Here is a 25,804-nt window from a genome sequence, read left to right as displayed (position 1 = left end):
GATGAAACAGTGACATTATTTGAAACCGTATTTAGCGGAAATGACGCAGTGTATGGGCTGACAGAAGGCGCTGTCAATGCTGCCATCGAACAGCACGGTGCTGACAAGGCTGTCAGCTTCCCGAACACCGCTTACTGCTTACCATGCTACTATGCAGTGACAGGCGTGAAGGTTAAAACTTTAGGAGAATTAAAAGAAGCTTTAGGTGTAGTGAAAACCCTGATGACAAGAGAGATGAGATTAGATGACGTATTTATGTCAGGTGTAGCTACCGCTCTCTGTGCAGAGTTCATCGAAGTTCTGAAATATATCGACGGCGCAGAGCCGTATACAGAGCCCTGCTACGGACATCTGGCAGATGCTGTGATCCGTGAGCTGGGTGTACCCCTTGTAACCGGTGATATCCCCGGTGTTGCTGTTATCCTGGGAAGCGCTCCTACAAAAGAGGAAGCAGCTGCCCTGGTTAAGAGCTATCAGGCACAGGGTATCCTGGTAACACTGGTCGGCGGTGTGATCGATCAGGTGGCAGAGGCAGGCATGAAGACAGGCGCAAACTTACGTGTTATCCCGCTGGGCAAAGACGTGACAAGCGTGATCCATGTAGTATCCGTTGCTTTAAGGGCAGCGCTTATCTTTGGTAATGTAACACCTGGTGATGCAGCAAACCTGATGAAATACACCTTTGAGCGTGTACCGGCATTCGTTAACGCATTCGCTCCCCTGGACGATGTGATCGTTGCCTGCGGCGCAGGTGCCATCGCACTGGGCTTCCCTGTTATCACAAACCAGGAAGGCGTATCCACAGTACCGAAGAGCCTGATCTTACAGCCGGATGTTTCCAAATTCAACGCTACATCCTTGGAAGCACGCGATATCAAGATCAAGATCACCAATATCGACATTCCGGTTGCATTCGCATCCGCATTCGAGGGTGAGATCATCCGCCGCGGCGACATGCAGGTAGAGTTCGACGGTTCCCGTGTAGACTGTGCAGAGCTTGTTCAGTCAGCAGAGGCTACAGAGATCGAAGACCACAAGATCACTGTGATCGGACCGGAAGCAGATGAGATGGAGCTGGGCAGCAAGAACAGCATTGCTTATGTTGTAAAAGTTGCAGGCAAGAACATGCAGTCTGACTTTGAACCGGTTATCGAGCGTAAGTTCCATAACTACATCAACTGTATCGAAGGTGTATATCACACAGGACAGCGTGATATGCAGCGTATCCGTATCAGCAAGGATGCATTCAATGCAGGATTCCGCCTGAAACATATCGGTGAAGTTCTGTACGCATCTGTTAAGAATGAATTTGATGCTGTTGTTGACAAATGTGAAGTTGTGATCTACACAGATCCTGCAGAGTGTAAGAGGATCCGTCACGAAGTGGCAGTTCCTACCTTCAACAAACGTGATGACCGTCTGAAATCCCTGACCGATGAGTCTGTAGACGTATACTACAGCTGTATCCTGTGCCAGGCATTCTCCCCGTCACACGTATGTGTGGTAACACCGGAACGTCTGGGCCTGTGCGGTGCCGTTTCATGGCTGGATGCAAAGGCGACCAACGAGCTGGATCCAAACGGACCATGCCAGGTTATCACGAAAGAGAAATGTATTGACGAGAGGATTGGTGAGTACGAGGACGTTAACGAAGCCGTACGCAAATTCTCCCAGGGTGCTCTGGAAGAGGTATCTCTGTACTCCATCATGGAAAAACCAATGACATCCTGTGGATGCTTTGAGTGTATCTGCGGTATCGAGCCGTTCTCCAACGGTGTAGTTATCACAAACCGTGAGTATGCGGGTATGACACCGCTTGGAATGACCTTCCCGGAACTGGCATCCATGACAGGCGGCGGTGTACAGACACCGGGCTTCATGGGCCATGGAAAGCATTTCATCGGTTCCAAGAAGTTCATGAAGGCAGAGGGCGGTATCGAGAGGATCGTCTGGATGCCGAAAGAGCTGAAAGAATTTGTTGCTGAGAGACTGAACCAGACAGCAAAAGAATTATACGGTATCGACAACTTCACAGACATGGTTGGTGATGAGACCATCGCAACAGATCCGGAAGAATTAGTTGCATTCTTAACAGAAAAAGGACATCCGGCTCTGGGTCTTGATCCGATGATGTGATTTTGTAAAAAGTTTTAACAGAAGAAGAGCGCGTACCTCCTGGAGAATCGGAGGTATGCGCTTTTTAGCGTGCTGCGCTTCCCACAGGTGCAGCTGACCGGGATATGATTGTAATCATCCATAAAATCCGTTATAATTAGAAAAAGAAAACCGGCAGATATGCCGTCTGCCCCGGAGAAACAGGACAGAAAGGAGAAATAATATGCAGAAGACACAGCAGTCCAATTATGATAAGCTCTGCGAAGACTGGAGAGAAAAATTTCTGCAGATGGACCAGGAGATATTGATGAGAAAGCTGCCGGAAATAAAGGCTGAGGGAGAATATCTGACCATTGTCCATTTCGGAAAAAAGTACGGAATCCACAGAAAAGAAGGATATATCAGAGCAATGGAGGATAACATTCCTCTGCGCAACGGAACGAAAATGAATATTTACAATCTGTTCTGGTATTCCAAAGAGAATGTCAGCCTCCAAGAGCGCTGGGTGCCCTTCAGGGACGTGAGAAACGCGGGACCCTTTGCGCCGGCTTTTGAGAGCAACATACTGAAACCTTTTGCCATGACCTTTGAAGGGAAAACAGAAAAACTCAGGCGTGCAGCCGAAAAGATGGGCGGACAGCCTGTACGGCAGGGCGATGCAGGATATATCGTTCATGCGTTTTCCTGTATCCCCATGCAGTATCTGTTCTGGGATGGCGATGAGGAATTTCCTGCCCAGGGAAATATATTATTTGACTACAGTGTGACGGATTTTATCCATGTGGAGTCCACCGTGACGCTGGCGGAGGAGGGAATCATCCGGCTGGCAGAACTGGCAGGCATTGAGTTAAAGAAGAAAATGTTCGGAATGTAGAGCCTGGGGCGCGCAGATTGCCGGAATGAATTTTCAAATATGCTCTAAGCACAGGATGAAAAAAGGAGAACAGATGCAGATAGAGACAGAACGATTGATCATAAGGCCGTTTCGGGCAGAGGATGAACCAGCAATGTACGAATATCTTTCGGATGCGGAAGTAGTGCGTTATGAGCCGTATCACCCCATGAGTATGGAGGAGGTCAGGGCCGAGGCAGTCAGAAGAGCGGAGGATAAAAGCTTTTGGGCGGTCTGCAAAAAGAATGGAACGCTTATTGGAAATTTGTATTTCGACAAAGGTGACCTTAATACCTGGGAGCTGGGGTATGTGTTTAACCGCAGGTACTGGAAACAGGGATATGCGTATGAGAGTGCGTGGGCACTGCTTGACCTGGCCTTCAGGGAATGGGATGTCAGGCGGGTGACAGCCATGTGTGACCCGGAAAATACGGCATCCTGGCGGCTGATGGAGCGCCTTGGCATGCGCAGGGAAGGGGAATTGAAGCAGAATGTATACTTTTTCTGTGATGAGGAGGGAAATCCAATCTGGAAAGATACTTATGAATATGGTCTGCTCAGGGAGGAATGGAAACAGAGATGACGAAAAAGACATATGAACAGCTTGAAGCTTATATGAAATCCTGTATGCAGGACAGTGCCCATGATATGGAGCATATTTACCGGGTCCTGTATACCGCGCTGGATATTGCGGATCATGAAAAAGACGTGGATTACGATGTTTTGATATGTGCCTGTCTCCTGCACGATATTGGCAGGAAAGCGCAGTTTGAAAATAAAAAGGTCTGTCATGCTAAGGCCGGGGCGGCAATGGCCGTAAGATATCTGACGGAACAGGGTTTTGACAAAGATTATACTGCGAAGGTGGAACACTGCATACTGGCACATCGGTTCAGAAAAGGAAAGGGGAATCAGCCGGACAGCACAGAGGCAAAAATCCTGTTTGACGCGGATAAAATAGACGTTACCGGCGCGGTGGGCGTTGCCAGAACGCTTCAGTATGGCGGCCATGCATCCGAACCCATATACACGCGTCTGCCTGACGGACGCATCGCCGATGGGGAGGAGGAGTCAGCTGATTCCTTTTTTCATGAATACAGACATAAACTATGTAATATCCATGAAAAACTCTATACGAAAAGAGGCCGTGAAATTGCCGGGGAGCGAAAAGCCGCGGCAGAGGCATTTTATAAAAGTCTGTACAGAGAAGTCACCGGTGCTTTTCAAACCGGACCGGAATTATTGGAGCGCAGCTTAAAAGCAGGAGGACAATAGAAATGGAGCTTAAAATCATTGACCAGGATTTTTCCGTCTGTAAAATAAAGGAATTTTCGCCGGATCTGCTGAAAGACGGCTTTTGTTTTATCGGCAGGACAGACGAAGAGCTTTCACTTGTATGTGCTGCGAAACATGTGCCAAAAGACGCACTGGAACGCGATGACGGCTGGAGGGCGTTTCGGATCCAGGGGGTTCTTGATTTTTCCCTCATAGGCATCCTGTCCGCAATTTCCGCTGTTCTGGCGGAGAATCATATAGGTATCTTTGCAGTCTCCACTTATAATACGGACTATATCCTCACAAAAGAGGAAAATTTCCAAAAGGCCGTGGAGTGTCTGAAACAGGCCGGTTACCGGTTCGCCGCGTCATAGGAGGAGATATGCATAAGGTAAATGCAAAATCCATTTTGTCTGCCCAGAACGGCATGAATCTGTACCGCGGCTGCAGCCATGGCTGTATTTACTGCGATTCCAGGAGCACATGCTATGGAATGAAGCATCCGTTTGAGGATATAGAGGTGAAAATAAATGCTCCGCAGCTTTTGGAAGCAGCCCTGAGAAGCAGACGGAAGAAATGTATGATCGGCACAGGTGCCATGACCGACCCCTATCTGCCGCTGGAAAAGGAACTCTGCCTGACCAGAAAATGCCTGGAATTGATTGAACACTACGGATTCGGCGCAGTGCTGCAGACAAAATCCGATCTGGTGCTGCGGGATTTGGATTTGCTGAAGAAGATCAATGAGAAGACAAAATGCGTGGTGCAGATGACGCTGACCACAGCAGATGAGGAGCTGTGCCGTATTCTGGAACCCAATGTGTGCACCACAAAACGGCGGGCAGAGGTGCTGGATATCCTTCGGGACGAGGGGATTCCCACGGTTGTCTGGCTTTGCCCGATTCTGCCCTTTATCAATGACACAGAAGAAAACATAAGGGGTGTTATGGATTACGCGGTCAGAGCAAAGGTGTACGGTGTCCTGAATTTTGGCATGGGCGTCACCCTGCGGGATGGGGACAGGCAGTATTTTTATGAGAAGCTGGAGCAGCATTTTCCGGGACTTCGCAGGAAATATATAGAAAACTACGGAAATGCCTATGAGGTGGACAGCCCCAGCGGGAAAAAGCTGATGTCCGTCTTTTACCAGATCTGCAGGGAAAATGGGCTGGAGAGCAGCATAAACAGGATCTTTGCATGGATACACACATTTGAGGAGAAAAATACAGCCAGTCAGATAGAGCTGTCTGATTTCATGGAGCTGTAGAGATAAGAAGAGACCGGCCGGACGCTGTTCCGACCGGTTGGCTGTGTGTTATAAAAGCCCGGAAATGACCGGCAGCTGCGGACAGCAACTAACAATTGCAATCCCGTAGCATGTAGGGTATACTGTATTGAAAGAATTCAGCTATGTTCGTAACAGGACAGAAAGTGGATTCGGACAATAACATAACAGAGGAGATACCACAAATGGACAAGTTTCAGTCAGGCAGCATTGTTATCATGCTTGTATTTTATGGCATCTATTTCGGCAAAATGCTGGGTCAGAAAAAGAAAGGGATCAGGACGAACCAGATTGCTAAGGGGGACAAAGCAGAGGAGCTTCTATACATAGAGTTCATCATGAAAATAGCAACCATCGGCGTACCTGTTTATGAATTGGTATCTATCTTTTGGGGAATTAATCAGGCATCTGAAAATGTGCGGATCGCGGGTCTGATCATTGCCACAGCAGGTGTTATGGTATTTGCACTTTCCGTATATACCATGCGCGACAGCTGGCGTGCAGGCATTCCGGAGCACGGCAGGACAAAAATGGTGTCAGAGGGAATCTATTCTGTCAGCAGAAATCCTGCGTTCTGCGGATTTGATCTGACGTATATCGGCATTTTACTTATGTTTTTCAATATTCCGTTGCTGGCATTTACCTGCTTTGCTATTTTTACCCTGCATCTGCAGATCCGGCAGGAAGAAAAATATCTGGAAAAGGTGTTTGGCAGGGAATACAGGGAATACAGAAGAAAAGTTTTCCGCTATGTGGGCAGAAATTTCTGGGCGGACCGATAGGCGGATAAAGTAAGGCGGGGTAAACCCTGCAAAGGGAAAAGGAGCAGTGGAAGGATATGGCATTCGTGATCAGGGAGTTTATCCCCAAAGACATACAGGCGTTAATGGAAATCTGGCTGCAGGCCAACTGCCGGGCGCACAGCTTTATCCCTTCTTCCTATTGGGAGGAAAATTATGAGTATGTGAGCCGGGAGCTTTTGAAGGCGGAAATCCTTGTGTGTGAGGTTGAGGAGCAGATCGCGGGTTTTATCGGCATGCAGGATGGCTTTATTGCGGGACTTTTTGTCCGGATAGAGAAGCAGGGACAGGGAATCGGCACAGCGCTTTTAAAGGAAGCCTGCAGGCGCCATGAGGAGCTGTCGCTCAGAGTGTATGAAAAGAATGAAAATGCGGTCCGTTTTTATAAAAAATACGGTTTTCTCCTCCGGGAGTCAGACACCGATGCAGAAACCGGGGAAACGGAATATCTTATGCGATATACAGGAAAGAAAGAACTCCTGTTTGAACAGATAACCTTACAGGATGGCAGGCGGGTGGAGGAATTGTCACAACTGGCGTCCTCTGTGGTAAAGGAAGTGTTCGACCCCATGATCGGGGCAGAACAAAATGATTATATGATACATTTATTCCAGACGGTTCCCGCCATAAAAGGACAGCTTGAAAACGGATACACATATTATATGGTAAAGGACGCATCCGGGGATGTGGGATTTCTGGCCTTTTATCCCAGGGACGGAATGCTTTATCTGAGCAAATTCTATCTGAAAAGCAGTGCAAGAGGCAGAGGATATGCGGGCCGGATGTTTGATTTTGTAAAGGAAAAGGCAGTTGAGGCGGGATATGGAAAAATTTTTCTGAATGTAAATAAAAAGAATCCGGCAGCAGCTGTCTACAGGCATATGGGATTTCAGCTTCTGCGGGAAGAGAAAAATGATATCGGCAATGGATTTTATATGGATGATTATGTATTTCTGTATCAAATCTGAGGCTGCAAAGCGGTGCGGTTTAAAAGCCAGGGCGCTGAAGGGGGGAAGCTTTTGTGCTGGAGGTAAAGTTTTACAGTGAGGCCGAGGACCGGCTTTTAAAATTCGCGGTGATCTACGCCGTAGCAGGAGAGAAAATGGTCCTGGTCAAACACAGGGAACGCCGGACTTATGAGATTCCGGGCGGTCACAGGGAGCCGGGAGAGACCATAGAAGAGACTGCGGCAAGGGAGCTTAAGGAGGAGACAGGTGCAGAGACATTTACCTTGAAGCCGGTGTCTGTCTATTCTGTCACAGGCCGAAACCGGGTCAATGATACGGGGGAGGAGACTTACGGAATGCTGTTCTATGCTGAGATCACTTCTTTCGGGAAAATCGAAAGCGAGATTGAACAGATCGGCTTTTTCGACAGTCTGCCGGAGGCTCTGACTTATCCGGAGATACAGCCGAAACTGGCTGAGAGAGTAAGGAAAGAAAAGGAGGCGTATGTATTATGAGATATAAGCTGGAGGGCAGTGTTATGCCGGCAGTGGAAGTGCTGCTGAACAGAGGAGAGAGTATCTATACACAGACCGGAGGTATGTGCTGGATGAGTGACGGCATCAGCATGAGCACCAATGCCAGAGGCGGTTTTATGCGCGGCCTGGGCCGTATGTTTTCCGGGGAATCCTTTTTCATGACAAGTTACCAGGCGGAGATGGACGGTGCCATGGTTGCGTTTTCTTCAACTGTACCCGGGGAGATCGTCCCGGTGGACTTAAGGGAATACAGAGGATTTTACTGCCAGAAAGGATCTTTTCTCTGTGCGGAAAGCGCAGTGGAGACAAAAGTGGCATTTACAAAGAAGGTATCTTCCGGATTCTTTGGCGGTGAGGGATTTATCCTTCAGGAGATGCAGGGGAACGGCATGGTATTTTTGGAAGTGGACGGTAATAAAGTGGAGAAAGAACTTCTTCCGGGAGAAGTGATCAAGGTGGATACCGGAAATGTGGTGGCCTTTGAGGGCAGTGTGCAGTATGAGATCGAGATGGTAAAAGGCGGCATGAACATTTTTCTGGGCGGTGAAGGACTGTTCCTCACAAAGCTGACCGGACCGGGCAAGGTGATTCTGCAGACCCAGAACTTCGGGGAATTCTGCGGCAGGATACGCCAGTATATACCATCCCACGACTGAGTTCCAGTAAGTAAGACAGAAGGGCCGGGAGGATAAGAGGAGGATCGTGTATGAGAGAAGAGGCATCGCCAAAGCAGTGGGAGAAATTGTATGAGGTAACCTGTAATCTGAAGGCCCTGGAGCCGTGGAAATATTTCTGGGATACCCAGCTTGTGGCTATATTTTTAAAGGACAGTGAGGAGCCTGTTTTCGCAAGTATTATGGGATGCGGCGGGAACTGTTACGGGATCAGTGTCTACGAAGGGCTGGAGGGGCTCAGGGATTTTGATATGATCGCTTCCACGGAAGAGACCGGTCTTCCTCCCGATTATGCAATGCTGGAACAGCATTCTCTTACCTGTTATTTCGGAGACCGGGAAGAGGTTCCCCCGGACCAGAAAAAGATGATCAAAGAACTGGGATTCCGGTTTCGGGGACGTGGGGAATGGCCTTTCTTCCAATCCTGTGTGCCCCGGTTCGTGCCCTGTACGCCGGATGCCAGGGAGGTGGAGGTGCTTACGGGAACCTTTCAGAATCTATTCATGGCTGTGCGGGCCGTGATAGAGGAAAAAATCTTTGTAGACTGGGATAAGGGGGAGATACTCTTTCGGGCCTACAATGAGAAAACCGGGATGTGGAATATGTTTGCAGAGTCCATTCCCATGGTGGAGAGGGAATATCCGGTGGTTCAGCTTCAGGACGAGGTACTGAGAAGGCGCCTGAAAAAAAGGCCCAAGGTTGGGACAGAGATATCGGTTGACTTTGCCTACGTCCATGCAGGCATAGAGATGGAAGAATATGAGCGCCCCATCAGCCCTCTTCTGTTTGTTACCCTGGACCATGCATCCGGGATGGTTCTGGATATGAAGATGGTGAATCCGGAGGAATCCGAGATTGATGTTGTTCTTGATTTCTTTGTGGATTATCTGCAGAACAAGGGCAGGATGCTGCGCATCAAAGCCAGAAACCCATGGGTGTTTGCCGCCATTCAGGACATCTGCAGGGAGTGCGGTATCCAATTGGTAAGAGATGAGATGGAGGAGATGGACCAGATCATCAGTGAGATCAGGGAGCATATGTTTGAACATTTTTGACAGAAATCCGCTGCCCCGGGCAGTTGTGGTCTGAAATTTGAGTCCGGTTTACCGGGCTCTTTTTAGTTTCGGCACCGCCTCTGGTTTACTCTGTGCCAAGCAGCATACCTCGCGCATTTGTTATTGTTCACTGCGTGCTCAGTAACGCGCATGTGCAGCAAAAGACATTTTTATACGGAAACAACTTGTGAAGAGAACCATACAAGTTGTACAATGAAAACCATAAGGAGGGGCATATGACAAACGAAAACGGAAAGACAAAATATTATGTGCTCATGGAGGAATTAAAGCAGTCCATACTGAGCGGAGAAATCAAGCCGGGGGAGAAGCTGCCCTCGGAAAATGAACTGTCTGCCCGCTATCAGATCAGCCGCCATACGGTGCGCAAGGCCCTGTCGATTCTCATAAACGAAGGCTATATCGAGGCGGAACACGGCCGCGGAACCTTCTGCTCCCAGCGCATGGGACATATGAAGAATTCAAGGAATATCGCGGTTGTTACAACCTACATATCCGACTATATTTTTCCCCGCCTGATACAGGGCATGGACAAGGTGATGACAGCCAACGGATACAGCATCATCCTGAAGAACACAGCCAACAGCCGGACCAAGGAAGAGCGTGTCCTGGAGGATATTCTGACCAAGGATATTGAGGGACTGATCATTGAACCCAGCAAGAGCCAGATTTTCTGCAGACACATGAACTTGTATGCAATGCTGGACCAGTATGAGATCCCCTATGTATTTATCCAGGGGGTATACCCCCAGATGATGGACAGGCCCCATATCCTCATGGATGACTGCAGGGGCGGTTATCTTGTCACGAAACATCTGCTGGATCTGGGGCACAGTAAGATACTGGGTATTTTCAAGGCAGACGATTTTCAGGGAAAAGAACGGCACAAGGGGTATGTAAAAGCGCTCCAGGAGGCCGGGCTGTCCTATGATCCCGATATGGTGGTGTGGTTCCACACAGAGGACCGGAAAATGAAGCCGGCGCAGATGATAGAGATCCTTCTGAAGCAGCAGGTGGAGATGGACGCAGTTGTATGCTATAACGACCAGATTGCGCTGGAGGTCATCCGTTCCCTGCAGAAGAACGGGAAACGGGTGCCGGAAGATATTTCTGTGACAGGGTATGACAACTCCGTCATCGCGGAGGGGACCGTAGGGCTGACAACCATTGCGCATCCCCAGGAAAAGCTGGGCGAGATGGCAGCGGAGCTGCTTCTTGAGAAAATCCGTAAGGTGCCGGAGGAAAAAAGCCGGATTCCCCGTCTGATCCAGCCTGAGCTGATCGTGCGGGGCTCCACCAAAGACAGGAATACGGAGAATGGATAGGAGATAAGGCGGATGAACAGAAAATACGCAATCGGTGTGGATTACGGCACACAGTCCGGCAGGGCAGTGCTGGTGGATGTATCTGACGGAACCGTAATTGCACAGAGCACCAAAGCTTACACCCATAAAGTGATGGAGGAATACCTGCCGGACGGAACCAGACTGCCCCCGGACTGGGCTCTTCAGCATCCCCTGGATTATCTGGAGGTGCTGGATATGACCATACCTGCTGTTCTTAGGGAAAGCAGGGTGAAACCTGAGGATATCATAGGTCTGTCCATAGACTTTACCGCTTGTACTGTCATGCCGGTGGACAGGGAGGGCACCCCTCTCTGTATACAGAAGGAGTGGGAGCATGTTCCCCACGCATGGCCGAAACTGTGGAAACACCACGCGGCGCAGGAGGAGGCCAATATCTGCACCCGTATTGCGAAGGAACGGGGCGAGACATTCCTCTCACGATACGGCGGAAAGGTTTCCTCAGAATGGATGATCCCAAAGCTCATGGAAATCCTGAAAGAGGCACCGGAGGTCTATGAAGAGGCAGACCGGTTCGTGGAGGCTGCGGACTGGGTGGTCTTAAGGCTGACCGGGCAGGAAAAGCGCAGCGGATGCGCAGCCGGGTACAAGGCTTTCTGGAATAAAAAGGAGGGGTATCCTTCCCCCGCATTTTTCAAAGCACTGGATGCGCGCCTGGAGCATGTGGCGCAGGAGAAGCTTGGGGCAGAGGTCTATCCCCAGGGGGCAAAAGCCGGTGAGCTGACAAGAGAGATGGCAGAGCGCCTGGGTCTCAAAGAGGGCATGGCAGTGGGGACAGCCAATGTGGATGCCCATGTGTCTCTGCCGGCTGTGGGAATCACAGAGCCGAATAAGCTTCTGATGATCATGGGCACTTCCACCTGCGGCATTATGTGCAGCAGGGACGAGAAAATGGTTCCCGGAATCTGCGGCGTTGTGGAGGACGGCGTTCTCCCGGGCCTCTATGGATATGAGGCTGGACAGCCCTGTGTGGGGGACCATTTTGAGTGGTTTGTGAAAAACTGTGTGCCCGCGGGATATGTCAGGGAAGCAGAACAAAGGGACATGAATATCCACGAGCTGCTCACTGAGAAGGCATCCCGGCTGAAGGTCGGAGAGAGCGGCCTGATTGCCCTGGACTGGTGGAACGGCAACCGCTCCGTTCTGGTGGACGCGGACCTGACAGGCATGATCCTGGGCCTGACACTGACCACAAAACCGGAGGAAATCTACAGGGCATTGATCGAGGCCACAGCCTACGGCATGCGCACCATTATTGATAATTTTGAGCAGGCAGGTGTACCGGTGGAGGAACTTTACGCCTGCGGAGGCATTTCCAAGAAAAATGCCATGATGATGCAGATTTATGCGGATGTGACTAACCGGGAGATTTCCATCGGTGCCTCTGACCAGTCTCCGGCCCTTGGCTCAGCCATGTTCGGCGCCGTGGCGGCAGGAAGGGAGAAGGGCGGTTATGATACCATCTTTGAAGCAGCCAAAGCCATGGGACGCGTGGAGGAGAGAACCTACAGGCCGGACCCGGAACATGCGGCAGCTTATGAAAAGCTGTATCATGAATTTAAGATCCTGCACGACTATTTCGGGCGGGGCGGCAACGATGTGATGAAGAGACTGAAAAAAATAAAAGCGGAAGCGAGGAGATAAATTATGTTGGAAGAACTGAAAAAAGCGGTATACGAGGCAAATATGCTGCTGCCAAAATACGGACTGGTAACCTTTACCTGGGGAAATGTAAGCCAGATTGACCGCAGTACCGGCTATTTTGCCATCAAACCAAGCGGTGTGGATTATGATAAACTGACACCGGAAGACATGGTGATCATGGATTTAAACGGTAACAAAATTGAGGGGAAATATAATCCATCCTCCGATACACCCACACATGTTGAGCTGTACAAGGCATTTCCAAACATCGGCGGAATCGTACATACACATTCTTCCTGGGCTACAAGCTGGGCACAGGCGGGAAGAGGCATTCCCTGCTACGGCACCACCCATGCAGACTATATGTATGGGGAGATTCCCTGCGTCAGATGCCTGACAAAAGAGGAGATTGACGGGGCGTATGAGAAGAACACGGGCCTTCTCATTGCGGAATATTTCCAGGACAGGGACTATGAAGCGGTTCCTGCAGTCCTGTGCAAGAACCATGGACCCTTTACCTGGGGCAAAGACGGACACGAAGCAGTCCACAATGCAGTCGTTCTGGAGGAAGTTGCCAAGATGGCAGCCCGCTGCGAGACCATCAACCCGCAGGTACAGCCGGCTCCCCAGGAACTGCAGGACAAGCATTATTACAGAAAACACGGTGCAAATGCCTACTACGGACAGAAATAAAAATATATCGGAGGTAAGATTTCATGGGTTTTGATTTGGAAAAGGCAAAAAGTGTAATTGAAAGCGGCAACGCGGTTCTGGGGATTGAATTTGGTTCTACCCGCATCAAGGCAGTGCTGATCGGCGAAGACAACGCCCCCATCGCATCCGGAAGCCATGACTGGGAAAACCGTCTGGAAAATAATATCTGGACCTACACCCTGGAGGACATCTGGAAAGGACTGCAGGACAGCTATGCCAAAATGGCGGAGGATGTAAAGGAAAAATACGGCGCTGTCATCACAAAACTGGGCGCTGTGGGTTTCAGTGCCATGATGCACGGCTATATGGTATTTGACGAGAAGGATGAACTGCTGGTACCGTTCCGTACATGGAGAAACACCATGACGGAGGAAGCTTCGGATAAGCTGACAGAAGTATTTAATTTTAATATTCCCCAGAGGTGGAGTATTGCCCATCTGTACCAGGCTGTCCTGAACCAGGAGGAGCATGTGGCAAAAATCAAATTCCAGACAACACTGGCCGGATACATCCACTGGAAACTGACCGGACAGAAGGTGCTGGGCGTAGGCGAGGCCTCCGGTATGTTCCCTATTGACATGAACACAGGAGATTTTAATGCCCGCATGATAGAGCAGTTTGACGCCCTTGTCGCTGATAAAAAATATCCCTGGAAACTGAGAGAAATCCTTCCGAAAGTATTAAGTGCAGGCCAGGATGCCGGTGCTTTGACAGAGGAGGGCGCAAAACTTCTGGATGTGAGCGGAAATCTGCAGGCAGGTATTCCGGTTTGTCCTCCGGAGGGAGATGCCGGTACCGGTATGACTGCAACGAACAGCATCGCAAAACGTACAGGTAATGTTTCTGCCGGAACATCTGTATTTGCCATGGTCGTTTTGGAAAAGGAGCTTTCCAGGGTATACAAGGAGATTGATATGGTGACAACACCCACCGGCAATCACGTGGCAATGGTGCACTGCAACAACTGCACCTCTGATCTGAATGCCTGGGTATCCCTGTTCAAGGAATTCGCAGAGGCATTCGGGGTGGAAGTGGACATGGATAAGCTGTTCAAAACCCTGTATAACAAAGCTCTTGAGGGAGATGATGACTGCGGCGGCCTGCTGGCTTACAACTATTTTTCAGGGGAGCACATCACCGGATTTGAGGAGGGACGTCCCCTCTTTGCCCGTATGCCGGAGAGCAGATTCAATCTGGCTAACTTTATGAGAGTACACCTGTTCACAGCCCTTGGTGCTTTGAAGACAGGTCTTGATATTCTGTTAAAAGATGAAGGCGTGAAACTGGACAAGATTCTGGGTCACGGCGGTCTGTTCAAGACGAAGGGCGTGGGGCAGAAGATCATGGCAGGAGCCATTGACGTTCCGGTGTCTGTTATGGAGACTGCAGGAGAAGGCGGAGCCTGGGGAATTGCCCTGCTGGCTTCCTATATGGTCCACAAAGAGGAGAATGAAACTCTGGATGAGTATCTGACCAATAAAGTATTTGCAGGAGAAACGGGAAGTGAGATGGCTCCCGACCCGGCAGATGTGGCCGGATTTAATAAATTTATCAAACGGTATCAGAAAGGACTGGCTATTGAGAGGGCGGCTGTTGATGCTATGAGATAAGTGATAAGAGGCACACAGAGGCAGTAAGATGCGTTTGTGTGCCTCTTTTATGCGCGTTTTGGCAGGGAAGAAGAAGCTATTTAAAATGTACGGCTCTCCGGAGAAAGAAAATCATAGTGCCTGCAAGATAGAGCATCGATACAGGCAGGAACCACGCCCCTATATCGCGGCAGAATACGGTGCAGTAATTTATATAGAAGAAGATAAAACAGACACCGAACTTTTCGGAGACAAGCATACTTTTTACATTTCCATAGATCCATCCGATGTTCTCAGGCGTCACATGACCGGGCACATTCCAGAGTTCGGGAAATTTTTCCACAAATATCATCAGCAGATAGATCAAAATACTTATGACCGGCAGAAGGATCACAGACCCTTTGGAACCGTAGGCATCCGCCTGTCCACTCAATCCAAAATGGGTGGGAATCTCATCAGGCAAATGATTCCAGCGCAGAATAAGACATAAGATCTGTCCGGCCAGAAGCAGGAAGGACAATATGCTTAAAATACGCTGGTAAAGTGTAACCGGTAATTTGATTTTCATGAAACAGCCCCCTTCACAGCTACTTTTACTGTTACTATAGAGAATCGAAATCAAAGAGTCAAGAGAGACATCATAAGAGACAGAAATGAGAGGATAAAAGAAAAAAGCAGAGAAAGAAATTGATTTTCTTCGGAAAACTGTCTATGATATTTAAGGATACATTGTTTTTACAAAGGGAGGTTACATATGAAACTTACAATGCTGGGCACCGGTCATGCTACGGTGACAAAATGCTACAATACCTGTTTTGCCCTTACTGAGGGAAACCGGCACTTTCTGGTAGATGCAGGAGGCGGTAACGGAATTCTGGAAAGACTGAAAGTGGCAGAGATTCCTGTTACAGATATACATGATATTTTTGTAACCCATGAACACGTGGACCATCTTCTGGGAGTTGTGTGGATGATACGCATGATCGGCACAGCCATAGAGCAGGGAAAGTATCAGGGAGAACTGCGGATCTACTGTCATGAGGACTTGAAGCGGATTCTCACCACCATCACGGAAATGACCATACAGAAGAAAGTGACCAGGCATCTGGGGGAACGCATCCGTTTTGTCACAGTGGAACACGGAAGCCGGGCAGAGATTCTGGGATGCGAGACTGTATTTTTTGATATTTTTTCCACCAAGGCAAAACAATTCGGATTCACTCTGAAAACAAAAGAGGGTATCAGACTGACCTGCGCCGGAGATGAACCTTATAACGAAAAAGATGAGGAATTTATAAAAGGCAGCGACTGGCTCATGCATGAGGCGTTTTGCCTCTACGCACAGAGGGATATTTTCAAACCTTATGAAAAACACCACAGCACGGCAAAAGACGCCTGCATAACCGCCCGGGAACTGGAGGTGCCGAATCTCATCCTGTACCACACGGAGGACAGAAACCTGGCTGACAGAAAACGCCTCTATACAGAGGAGGGCAGGGAATACTACAGCGGAAATCTTTTCGTACCGGAAGATCTGGAGACATTTGAAATTTAGGCGGTTATGCACAGGCGGGCAGTGGCGGATACAAGACGGCAATCTTTTTTACAAATCTTCTTGACACACGCTATGAAACTGTGTATAGTATATGACATAAGTTAGCTGTAGCTAACCAAAAGAAACACCACTCCACATAAACATACACAACCCAATCAGCGGATGTACGCAGTTGCATCCGCTCTAATAAAAACTATGAGTTAGATACAACTAACTGAAAAAGGAGAATTTGCCCATGAGTATTGTCATTGTAGGCGGAAATGAGAGAATGGTCTGTCAGTATGAAACTATCTGTAAGTGCCATGGCTGTAAGGCCAAGGTTTTTGCCAAGGAAAAAGGCGCCCTGAAGAAAAAACTGGGCTGTCCGGATTTGATGATCCTGTTCACCAACACGGTTTCCCATAAAATGGTGGTGAGCGCTCTTCAGGAGGCAAAGAAGAATCAGATTCCGGTGGCCAGGGTGCACACGAGCAGTGCCGCGGCCCTGCACAATGTCTTAGAAGAATATGCAGGAAAGGAATAAAACCATATGCTGGAACGTTATCTGGTAGAACATTGTTCACCGACGCTGGCATCCATCAAGACGGCAAATCTTTTTAATATGCCTTATGCTTCCTGGAAGGAGCTGGATGGCCAGCTTAAAAGCCTGAAACAACAGTTTGCCGAGAAAGGAATCTCCCTTTCCGTGGTGAGAAAACGGGAAGGGACGGCACTGATTTACGTCTACAGAAGGCAGAAGCTGAAAGAAGATCTGACAAAACCCGGTGTGGCAGAATTTTTACAAACATACGGATATGAGAATACTGACGTTGACCAGGCAATTGAACGGCTGCACATACGGCTTGAGAAAGGTGGGAACTTCCCTCACGAGATAGGCCTGTTTTTGGGATATCCCTTAGGCGATGTGAAAGGATTTATTGAAAACGCCGGGAAAAACAGCAAATGTGCAGGCTGCTGGAAAGTGTACTGCAACGAGTGTGAGACCATGAAGCTGTTTGAGAGATTCCGGAAATGCAGGGAAATCTATCTCAGGCTGTGGCAGCAGGGAAAACCTGTCTGGAAACTGGCAGTGGCGGCATAAAAAGCTTCTGCCCAAGATGATGCGATATGGAGGATATTATCATGAGTAAAATAGCAGTTGTATACTGGAGCGGAACCGGAAATACCGAGAGGATGGCTGAGGCGGTGACAGAAGGTGCAAAAGAAGCAGGGGCGGAGGCCTTTTCTTTCACTCCTGAAACATTCAGTGCAGAGAAAATGGATGAATTTGACGCAGTGGCCTTCGGATGCCCGTCCATGGGAGATGAGGAGCTTGAGGATACAGAATTTGAACCTTTATTTACGGACTGTGAACCAAAGCTGAAAGGCAGGAAAATCGCTTTGTTTGGCTCTTACGGCTGGGGTGATGGAGAATGGATGCGCACCTGGGAGGAAAAATGCAGAAAGGACGGCGCAGAGCTTGTCTGCGACAGCGTGATCTGCAGCGAGGAACCCGGTGATGATGAAAAAGAAGCCTGCAGAAAACTGGGGAAATCATTGGCTTCATAATTTAAAGGTTACATATTTCAAAGGTTACAGACGCAGACCCTGTAAAAGAGAACGGCCGCACAGCTGTTTCTTTACAGGGTCTTTTTCTGTAAAGAATGTTCCGCCTGCCCGGCTGCCCGGGTGTTTTTATGCTTTTGGCCTGAAAGCACCTGACGGGACAGCGGCGTGCGAACCGTTAGGAAAGGAATGGAAGCTAACAGAAAACTTAACAAAATTAGTGCAAATTAGTCTGGATTATGCTACAATAATTTTAACATTTGCCGGTATCCTATAAACCGCAGAACAGAGCTGCGTAAACAGACATCGGCAAATCTACGAATAAAAGAAAAGCAGGTGATAAAATATGAATACATTTCTGGGAATCTTAATTCCCTTTGCCGGAACTACACTGGGAGCTGCCTGTGTGTTCTTCCTGAAAAATGAGATCAAACCCCTGGTGCAGAAAATGCTTCTGGGATTTGCGTCAGGTGTTATGATAGCCGCTTCCGTGTGGTCGCTGCTCATTCCCTCCATGGATATGTCGGAGCATATGGGAAAACTGGCTTTCATACCGGCGGCTGTAGGCTTTGGACTCGGAATTTTGTTTCTGCTTGCCATGGACCGCCTGATTCCCCATCTGCATCTGGGATGCAGCGAGCCGGAGGGAAAAAAATGCAGTCTGAAGAAGAATACCATGCTGGTCCTGGCAGTCACCCTTCATAATATACCGGAAGGTATGGCAGTGGGCGTGGTGTTTGCCGGTATGCTGGCGCAGAATTCAGACATCAGTATGATGGGAGCTTTTGCCCTCTCCATCGGTATAGCCATCCAGAATTTCCCGGAGGGAGCCATCATATCCCTTCCGCTGAAAAGTGAGGGAAATACCAGAGCACGGGCCTTTACCATGGGCACCCTCTCCGGAATCGTGGAGCCTATCGGAGCGCTTTTGACAATACTTCTGGCTTCCTATATCACACCGGTTCTTCCGTATCTCCTGTCTTTTGCAGCAGGTGCCATGGTATACGTGGTGGTGGAGGAGCTGATCCCTGAGGCCAGTGAGGGAGATCATTCCAATATTGCGACCATCGGATTTGCCGTTGGATTTGTAGTCATGATGATTCTGGATGTAGCACTGGGATAAAAGGACTGTGTGAAAGGGGGATTTTGTATGCAGAAAAAACTGGAACCCGGGAATCTGCTGGACGAATACGGAAATCTGGCGCAGGCCGGATATGCCCTGTCACTGGTAAAAAAATACGACAGGGATAAGATTCAGGCCAATCCTTTCCGAATTAAGGAATGGGATTACTATCTGATCCATAATTCTCATTTCGGGGTGGCTCTGACTGTGGATGACAACAGTTATATGGGGCTTATGAGCATTTCTTTTCTGGACTTTGATGCCCGGACAGAACGGACCGTGAGCCCTATGACGGTTTTTCCTATGGGAAAGACCAATCTGCCGCCGGATTCGGGATACGGGGAGACAAAATATCACGACAAAAAGTGTTATTTCTCCTTCCGTGTCGAGAAAGGCAGGCGTGTTTTGAGGGCCTGGATGAAGAATTTTGAGGACCATGAGCCGATCAGAATGAAAATCATCCTGGATAAGGAGCCGGAGGACAGCATGGTGATCGCCACTCCTTTTGAGAAGGAGAAGGCGTTCTACTACAACCAGAAGATCATCGGCATGCGGGCCAGAGGCGTAGTGGAATACAAAGGCCGCCGCCATTACCTGAACCCGGAGGACAGTTTCGGACTTCTGGACTGGGGACGCGGTGTCTGGACCTACAGCAACACCTGGTACTGGAGTGCCATGCATGGATGGATCGACGGTAAAGTGTTCAGCTTTAATCTGGGGTATGGCTTTGGTGATACCTCCGCAGCGTCTGAAAACATGCTGTTCTATGACAGTCACGCCCATAAGCTGGAACAGGTCAGGTTCCATATTCCGGGGGAGAAGGAGGGCAGGGAGCAGTATCTGAAACCCTGGTACTTTACCTCCTCAGATGACAGGCTGGATCTGACCTTCACGCCGGTCCTGGACCGCAGGGCATATACCTCGGCAGGAATTATCTTAAGTGACCAGCATCAGGTGTTCGGCCATTTCGACGGTACAGCAGTTCTGGATGACGGTACAGAGCTGAAAATCCATCATATGCTGGGATTTGCGGAAAAAGTAAGAAATAAATGGTGACGAGGCAGCAGCGTGGGAACAGTAACATTAAAATATAATACTGCCGTAGGAAAGAAAATGGAGTAAAAGTGTTGACTTTTGCTCCGTTTTTTGTTATTGTATTTTTGAAAGAGATAACACCCCCCAGGGGTGTAGTGGTAAAATGGAAGTCCACATAGGGAAAGGAGCTGTGCAAATGCAGGCAGATAAAGCGAAGATCAGCCGTCTTCTGAAAACAGCCCGGGGGCAGATAGACGGGATTCTGAAGATGGTGGAGGAAGACAGGTACTGTATTGACATTTCCCAGCAGCTCATGGCAACAGAAGCCATTCTGAACAAAGCGAACAAGGAGATTCTCACAGCCCATCTGAAAAACTGTATTCGAAATGCAGATACTGATGAGGAAAGAGAAGAAAAGGTGGATGAACTGGTGACTATGCTGGGTAAAATATTAAAATAACCCGTATACCGCTGCGGTTTCTGTGCAGGCCATGGTCTGCCGTGTCGGAATCCGTACAGCAGTGTAACGGGAGCACGCGGAAGGGAGCGAAATATTATGAAACAGAAATTTGACGTGACAGGCATGACCTGTTCCGCCTGCTCGTCCCGGGTAGAGAAATGTGTCAGAAAGCTGCCCGGCACGAAGGATGTCAGCGTAAACCTGCTGACAAACAGCATGCAGGTGGATTTCGATGAGTCCGCACTGTCTGTGCAGGATATAGAAAATGCAGTGGAACATGCGGGCTACGGCGCCGCTGCCGCAGGAGATCATAAGGCAGCGGAAAAGACCAAAAGTGCCTCCGAAACAAAGACATCCCGGGCAGATGCCGCTGAGCCGGGAGAGTCACCGGTGGAAAAACATATGCATGAGATGAAGAACCGGATGATTCTTTCCTTCCTGTTCCTGATCCCGCTTATGTATGTCTCCATGGGGCATATGGCAGGGCTGCCGCTGCCGGGATTCTTAAGCGGGCCTGAGAATGCGGTGGGATTTGCCATGACCCAGTTCCTTTTATGTCTTCCGGTGGCATATGTGAACCGGGCTTATTACACAAAGGGCTTTTCCACCTTAATGCACGGGGCGCCCAATATGGATACCCTGATCGCCATCGGCTCAACCGCGTCTTTGGTTTACGGCATCTTTGCCATATACCGCATAGGCTACGGCCTGGGCGTGCAGGATACCGCTTTGGTGAACCAGTACAGGCATGACCTTTATTTTGAGTCTGCCGTGATGATCCTGGCATTTATCAATGTGGGAAAATACCTGGAGGCCCGTTCCAAAGGAAAGACCAGCGAGGCGATCCGGAAACTGATGGATATGGCACCAAAAACGGCTGTTGTGGAACGTGACGGCCGTCAGATAGAGATTCCGGCTGAGGAGGCTGTGGCCGGCGATATCTTTATCGTAAAACCGGGCAGCAGCATTCCCGCTGACGGCATTATAATCGAGGGCAGCACCAGCGTGGATGAGGCCGCCATCACAGGGGAGAGCATTCCCGTGGAGAAGAACGTGGGAGATACCGTGATCGCAGCGACCATGAACAAGGCGGGATTTATCCGTTTCCGGGGAACAAAGGTAGGGGATGACACCACCTTTTCCCAGATCATCCGCCTGGTGGAGGAGGCCAGTTCCAGCAAAGCGCCCATTGCCAAGATTGCGGATAAGATAGCAGGTATTTTTGTGCCGGTGGTCATGGGAATCGCGCTGATCACAGCGGCTGCCTGGATCATTGCGGGGGCCACCTTTGAATTTGCACTCTCCTGCGCCATTGCCGTGCTGGTCATCTCCTGTCCCTGCGCACTGGGACTGGCGACACCTGTTGCCATCATGGTGGGAACGGGAAAAGGCGCGGAAAACGGAATTCTTATCAAATCCGGGGAGGCACTGGAGATCACCCACAATATAAAGAGCGTGGTGCTGGATAAAACAGGCACCATCACCCAGGGCAAACCCCAGGTGACCGATATCCTTCCAAATAAACGGACAGAAGAGGAGCTCCTTCAAGTGGCGGCTGCCCTGGAAGAAAAAAGTGAACATCCCCTGGCAGAGGCGATCCTTGAAAGAGCCGGAGCACAAGGGATAAAAGCTGCCAGAGCGGAGAATTTCCTTGCCATATCAGGCCGGGGCGTGCAGGCAGAGATAAACGGAAAACTGTACTTTGCAGGTAATGAAAAGTTCGCCGGGGAAAAGGGACTTGCCACAGAGACGCAGGCGCGTGACATGGAACGCCTGGCAGAGGAGGGCAAGACACCGCTTCTGTTCTTTGACGAAAAGGAAATCCTGGGCATCATCGCCGCCGCCGATGTGGTGAAGGAGACAAGCGCCCAGGCCATCCGGGAGATGAAGAAGCTGGGCATAGAGGTCATCATGCTCACAGGGGACAATAAAAGGACTGCAGAGGCCATCAAACGGCAGCTGGATATAGATACCGTCATTGCCGAGGTACTGCCTCAGGACAAGGAACGGGAAGTGGCAAGGCTTCAGGAGGGCGGAAGGACAGTGGCCATGGTAGGCGACGGAATCAACGATGCCCCCGCGCTTGCCAGAGCTGATGTGGGAATCGCCATCGGCGCAGGTACGGACGTAGCCATTGAGAGCGCAGATATTGTGCTGATGAAGAGTGATCTTCTGGATGTGGTGACCGCCGTGGGCCTCAGTAAAGCGGTGATCCGCAATATTAAACAGAATCTGTTCTGGGCATTTTTCTATAACGCCTGCGGAATCCCGCTGGCGGCAGGACTTCTCTATCCCATGTTTGGGTTAAAGCTAAGTCCCATGTTCGGCGCGGCGGCTATGAGTCTCAGCAGCTTTTTCGTTGTGACCAATGCCCTGCGGCTCCGCTTCTTCCATGTACTGAAGAAACCCGTCAAAAAAGAACAGACAGAAACCGTCAACACAGCAAATAAAGGCAGAACACTGCCGGAAAATAAGGAGGAAACCAATATGATCACCATGAAAATCGAAGGAATGATGTGCCCGCACTGCCAGGCAGCAGTGACAAAAGCCCTGAACGCAGTGGAGGGTGTGACTAAGACAGAGGTAAGCCTGGAGGACAAAGCTGCGTATGTGGAAGCAGGCGAAGGCATATCCAGGGACGCACTGAAAAAAGCGGTTGCGGATGCAGGCTATGAAGTGACAGGAATAGAGTAGGCGTTCGGAGCATGCACACAGACTGCAGAAGGCTGAACGGCAAGAAACAGACATTTCATAGAACAGAATGAGGAAAAGAGGCAGAATATCCAAAAAAGCGGTATTCTGCCTCTTTTTGGCCATGTACAGAACAGCCTTGTCATGCAGACAGCTTATCTGTTATACTTTGCGTATGGCCGAAATCTGCGCAGACAAGCGCAGGGCCGTATAGTTATAAATTGAGAATGCGGGTAGTCTGTCCGCAGAACAGATAAAACGACGGCGGGAAAGGAGAACGACTATGATACGTGTAGGTATGGGATATGATGTACACAAACTGGTAGAGGGAAGGGATTTGATACTTGGAGGCGTGAAGATTCCCTGGGAGAAGGGACTTCTGGGGCATTCCGACGCGGATGTGCTGCTGCATGCCGTTATGGACGCACTTTTGGGCGCTGCGGCCCTTCATGATATCGGCAGGCATTTTCCGGATACGGACCCAAAATACGAGGGGGCATCCAGTATGAAACTGCTGGCGCATGTGGGAAAGCTTCTGGAGGAAAACATGTATGTGATCAATAATATTGATGCCACCATCATCGCGCAGAAGCCCAAGATGCTGCCTCATATAGATAAAATGACAGAGAACATCGCGGAGGTCCTGCATCTGGAGAAAAACCAGGTCAACATAAAAGCGACCACAGAGGAGGGACTCGGCTTCACGGGAGCCGGCGAGGGGATTTCTGCCCAGGCCATCTGCGCGCTGACTGACGCAAGGGATTTGATGCCGGATGACCGCTCAGGCGGCGGCTGCGGCGGATGCTGCCAGCGGCAGTAATAAACAACAGGAGAGGATCAGGAAACATGAGTATTTTAAACGTAGAACATCTGTCCCACGGCTTCGGTGACAGGGCTATTTTTCAGGACGTATCTTTCCGCCTTTTAAAAGGCGAGCATATTGGCCTTGTGGGTGCCAATGGGGAGGGAAAATCCACTTTCATGAATATCATCACCAACAAACTAATGCCCGATGAGGGTAAGATCGAGTGGGCGAAGAATGTCCGGGTTGGCTATCTGGACCAGCACACCGTGCTGGAAAAAGGCATGACCATCCGTGATGTGCTGAAATCTGCATTTGCCTGGCTTTTTGAGATGGAGGAGAATATGAATTCCATCTGCGACCGTATGGGGGACGCCTCTGAGGAGGAGCTGAACCAAATGATGGAGGAGCTGGGCACCATCCAGGATATGCTCACCATGCATGATTTTTATATCATAGATTCCAAGGTGGAGGAAGTGGGAAGGGCACTGGGACTTTCAGACATCGGGCTGGACAAGGATGTGACGGATTTGAGCGGCGGACAGAGGACCAAGGTGCTTCTGGGCAAGCTGCTGCTGGAAAAACCGGACATTCTGCTGTTGGATGAGCCAACCAACTATCTGGACGAGGTGCACATTGAATGGCTGAAACGGTATCTCCAGGAATATGAGAATGCGTTCATCCTCATTTCCCATGACATCCCCTTTTTGAATCAGGTGGTGAACCTTATCTATCATATGGACAATCAGCAGCTTAACCGGTATGTGGGGGATTATGACCACTTCCAGGAGGTCTACGCAGTGAAGAAGGCTCAGCTTGAGGCGGCATACCAAAGGCAGCAGCAGGAGATCAGTGAGCTGAAGGATTTTGTTGCCCGCAATAAAGCCCGTGTGGCTACCAGAAACATGGCCATGTCCAGGCAGAAGAAGCTGGATAAGATGGATGTCATTGAGCTGGCAAAGGAAAAGCCGAAGCCGGAATTTCATTTTCTGACAGCCAGGACACCCAGCCGTTTTGTGGTGGAGACAAAAGAGCTGGTGATCGGCTACGAAGAGCCGCTGTCAAAGCCTTTGACTCTCACGGTGGAGAGGGGAGAGAAGATTGCCCTTGTGGGTGCCAACGGCATCGGCAAGACCACACTTCTTAAGAGTATTCTGGGCCTGATCCCCGCGCTGTCCGGCAAAGTACATCTGGGTGATTATCTGGAGATCGGCTATTTTGAGCAGGAGATGCCCCAGGGAAATAAACGTACCTGCATTGAGGAAATCTGGGAGGAGTTCCCCGCCTATACCCAGTATGAGGTGAGAGCAGCCCTGGCAAAATGCGGTCTGACCACAAAGCATATCGAGAGCCTGGTGCGGGTACTGAGCGGCGGGGAGCAGGCCAAGGTCCGCCTCTGCAAGATTTTGAACAGGGAGACCAACCTGCTGCTTCTGGATGAGCCTACCAACCATCTGGACGCGGATGCCAAGGCAGAATTAAAGCGCGCCCTAAAGGAATATAAAGGGACGATCCTCATGGTATGCCACGAGCCGGAGTTCTATGACGGCCTGGTTTCCAAGGTATGGGACTGCTCAGAGTGGACGACCAGAATCTGATATTTGTTTTGTATTGTCAATACGCTACAAATAAATCACTTTAAATAGAAGAAGTATATGACACTTTCACGAAAGAAAGATTCACTT

The 25,804-nt window shown here is 49.6% G+C and carries 26 protein-coding genes; 25 read left to right on the top strand and 1 reads right to left on the bottom strand.

The features are described 5' to 3' along the window. Positions 1 to 9 precede the first annotated feature (9 nt). From acsB to V8Q34_RS10240, 15 genes are all read left to right on the top strand, one after another. Positions 10 to 2,136 carry an acetyl-CoA decarbonylase/synthase complex subunit alpha/beta gene (acsB, locus tag V8Q34_RS10310; protein WP_335835373.1) on the top strand — a complete coding sequence of 709 codons (2,127 nt, stop codon included), beginning with the start codon at positions 10 to 12 and terminating at the stop codon, positions 2,134 to 2,136. A gap of 202 nt (positions 2,137 to 2,338) precedes the next feature. After that, positions 2,339 to 2,989 (top strand): DUF3786 domain-containing protein, encoded by a 651-nt coding sequence (locus V8Q34_RS10305; RefSeq protein WP_335835372.1) that lies wholly within the window; start codon positions 2,339 to 2,341, stop codon positions 2,987 to 2,989. A gap of 73 nt (positions 2,990 to 3,062) precedes the next feature. Next, entirely contained in the window at positions 3,063 to 3,590 is a 528-nt protein-coding gene (locus tag V8Q34_RS10300; RefSeq protein ID WP_335835371.1) for a GNAT family N-acetyltransferase, read from the top strand. Beyond that, on the top strand, positions 3,587 to 4,282 hold the full coding sequence (locus tag V8Q34_RS10295; protein ID WP_103731293.1) for an HD domain-containing protein: 696 nt from the start codon (positions 3,587 to 3,589) through the stop codon (positions 4,280 to 4,282). Before V8Q34_RS10300 ends, V8Q34_RS10295 begins: the two co-directional genes overlap by 4 nt. Before the next feature lie 2 nt (positions 4,283 to 4,284). Continuing rightward, positions 4,285 to 4,656 carry an ACT domain-containing protein gene (locus V8Q34_RS10290; protein ID WP_033142556.1) on the top strand — a complete coding sequence of 124 codons (372 nt, stop codon included), beginning with the start codon at positions 4,285 to 4,287 and terminating at the stop codon, positions 4,654 to 4,656. 8 nt (positions 4,657 to 4,664) lie between these two features. Beyond that, positions 4,665 to 5,549, top strand: coding sequence for an SPL family radical SAM protein (locus V8Q34_RS10285; protein WP_335835370.1), 885 nt, complete (start codon positions 4,665 to 4,667; stop codon positions 5,547 to 5,549). A 203-nt stretch (positions 5,550 to 5,752) separates the two neighbouring features. Continuing rightward, on the top strand, positions 5,753 to 6,349 hold the full coding sequence (locus V8Q34_RS10280) for a methyltransferase family protein (protein WP_054352495.1): 597 nt from the start codon (positions 5,753 to 5,755) through the stop codon (positions 6,347 to 6,349). A gap of 56 nt (positions 6,350 to 6,405) precedes the next feature. Next, on the top strand, positions 6,406 to 7,335 hold the full coding sequence (locus tag V8Q34_RS10275) for a GNAT family N-acetyltransferase (protein ID WP_335835369.1): 930 nt from the start codon (positions 6,406 to 6,408) through the stop codon (positions 7,333 to 7,335). Between the two features lie 53 nt (positions 7,336 to 7,388). Then, positions 7,389 to 7,829 (top strand): NUDIX hydrolase, encoded by a 441-nt coding sequence (locus V8Q34_RS10270; protein ID WP_148392158.1) that lies wholly within the window; start codon positions 7,389 to 7,391, stop codon positions 7,827 to 7,829. Beyond that, positions 7,826 to 8,506, top strand: a complete 681-nt coding sequence (locus V8Q34_RS10265; RefSeq protein ID WP_033142559.1) for a TIGR00266 family protein — start codon at positions 7,826 to 7,828, stop codon at positions 8,504 to 8,506. Before V8Q34_RS10270 ends, V8Q34_RS10265 begins: the two co-directional genes overlap by 4 nt. Before the next feature lie 50 nt (positions 8,507 to 8,556). Further along, positions 8,557 to 9,579, top strand: a complete 1,023-nt coding sequence (locus V8Q34_RS10260; protein ID WP_148392160.1) for a DUF7309 domain-containing protein — start codon at positions 8,557 to 8,559, stop codon at positions 9,577 to 9,579. Between the two features lie 236 nt (positions 9,580 to 9,815). After that, entirely contained in the window at positions 9,816 to 10,922 is a 1,107-nt protein-coding gene (locus tag V8Q34_RS10255) for a GntR family transcriptional regulator (RefSeq protein WP_227210627.1), read from the top strand. Between the two features lie 12 nt (positions 10,923 to 10,934). Beyond that, on the top strand, positions 10,935 to 12,605 hold the full coding sequence (locus V8Q34_RS10250; RefSeq protein ID WP_335835368.1) for a ribulokinase: 1,671 nt from the start codon (positions 10,935 to 10,937) through the stop codon (positions 12,603 to 12,605). Between the two features lie 3 nt (positions 12,606 to 12,608). After that, positions 12,609 to 13,298, top strand: coding sequence for an L-ribulose-5-phosphate 4-epimerase (locus V8Q34_RS10245; protein ID WP_033142563.1), 690 nt, complete (start codon positions 12,609 to 12,611; stop codon positions 13,296 to 13,298). Positions 13,299 to 13,321: 23 nt separating this feature from the next. Then, on the top strand, positions 13,322 to 14,929 hold the full coding sequence (locus V8Q34_RS10240; RefSeq protein WP_148392166.1) for a xylulokinase: 1,608 nt from the start codon (positions 13,322 to 13,324) through the stop codon (positions 14,927 to 14,929). Between the two features lie 76 nt (positions 14,930 to 15,005). Here the strand turns inward: V8Q34_RS10240 and V8Q34_RS10235 are convergent, their stop codons facing one another. After that, positions 15,006 to 15,476, bottom strand: a complete 471-nt coding sequence (locus V8Q34_RS10235) for a DUF1648 domain-containing protein (protein WP_148392168.1) — start codon at positions 15,474 to 15,476, stop codon at positions 15,006 to 15,008. Between the two features lie 186 nt (positions 15,477 to 15,662). Between V8Q34_RS10235 and V8Q34_RS10230 the strand changes: the two genes are divergently transcribed. From V8Q34_RS10230 to V8Q34_RS10185, 10 genes are all read left to right on the top strand, one after another. Further along, positions 15,663 to 16,463, top strand: coding sequence for an MBL fold metallo-hydrolase (locus V8Q34_RS10230; RefSeq protein ID WP_335835367.1), 801 nt, complete (start codon positions 15,663 to 15,665; stop codon positions 16,461 to 16,463). Between the two features lie 235 nt (positions 16,464 to 16,698). After that, the gene (locus tag V8Q34_RS10225) at positions 16,699 to 16,986 is read left to right on the top strand and encodes a DUF2325 domain-containing protein (protein WP_033142567.1); all 288 of its coding nucleotides are present in this window, start codon (positions 16,699 to 16,701) and stop codon (positions 16,984 to 16,986) included. 6 nt (positions 16,987 to 16,992) lie between these two features. Further along, entirely contained in the window at positions 16,993 to 17,544 is a 552-nt protein-coding gene (locus V8Q34_RS10220; RefSeq protein ID WP_335835366.1) for a DUF3793 family protein, read from the top strand. A 41-nt stretch (positions 17,545 to 17,585) separates the two neighbouring features. After that, positions 17,586 to 18,011 (top strand): flavodoxin, encoded by a 426-nt coding sequence (locus V8Q34_RS10215; protein WP_244806191.1) that lies wholly within the window; start codon positions 17,586 to 17,588, stop codon positions 18,009 to 18,011. Between the two features lie 343 nt (positions 18,012 to 18,354). Then, complete coding sequence (locus V8Q34_RS10210) at positions 18,355 to 19,131, top strand: ZIP family metal transporter (protein WP_033142570.1); 777 nt, start codon at positions 18,355 to 18,357, stop codon at positions 19,129 to 19,131. Positions 19,132 to 19,158: 27 nt separating this feature from the next. Continuing rightward, positions 19,159 to 20,187 carry a DUF2804 domain-containing protein gene (locus V8Q34_RS10205; protein WP_335835365.1) on the top strand — a complete coding sequence of 343 codons (1,029 nt, stop codon included), beginning with the start codon at positions 19,159 to 19,161 and terminating at the stop codon, positions 20,185 to 20,187. A gap of 175 nt (positions 20,188 to 20,362) precedes the next feature. Next, positions 20,363 to 20,626, top strand: coding sequence for a metal-sensing transcriptional repressor (locus tag V8Q34_RS10200; RefSeq protein WP_033142572.1), 264 nt, complete (start codon positions 20,363 to 20,365; stop codon positions 20,624 to 20,626). A gap of 96 nt (positions 20,627 to 20,722) precedes the next feature. Next, positions 20,723 to 23,320 (top strand): heavy metal translocating P-type ATPase, encoded by a 2,598-nt coding sequence (locus V8Q34_RS10195; protein ID WP_335835364.1) that lies wholly within the window; start codon positions 20,723 to 20,725, stop codon positions 23,318 to 23,320. A gap of 283 nt (positions 23,321 to 23,603) precedes the next feature. Beyond that, positions 23,604 to 24,137, top strand: coding sequence for a 2-C-methyl-D-erythritol 2,4-cyclodiphosphate synthase (ispF, locus tag V8Q34_RS10190; RefSeq protein WP_335835400.1), 534 nt, complete (start codon positions 23,604 to 23,606; stop codon positions 24,135 to 24,137). A 26-nt stretch (positions 24,138 to 24,163) separates the two neighbouring features. Further along, a complete protein-coding gene (locus tag V8Q34_RS10185) occupies positions 24,164 to 25,717 on the top strand; it encodes an ABC-F family ATP-binding cassette domain-containing protein (RefSeq protein WP_054352568.1) in 1,554 nt (517 codons plus the stop codon). The last annotated feature ends 87 nt before the right edge of the window (positions 25,718 to 25,804 follow it).

It is taken from the genome of Blautia sp. JLR.GB0024, from assembly GCF_037000545.1.
In the GTDB taxonomy this organism is placed as follows: Bacteria; Bacillota; Clostridia; order Lachnospirales; family Lachnospiraceae; genus Blautia; species Blautia celeris.
Note: the sequence above shows the minus strand (reverse complement) of the source record. Positions and strands in the feature narration are given on the sequence as shown.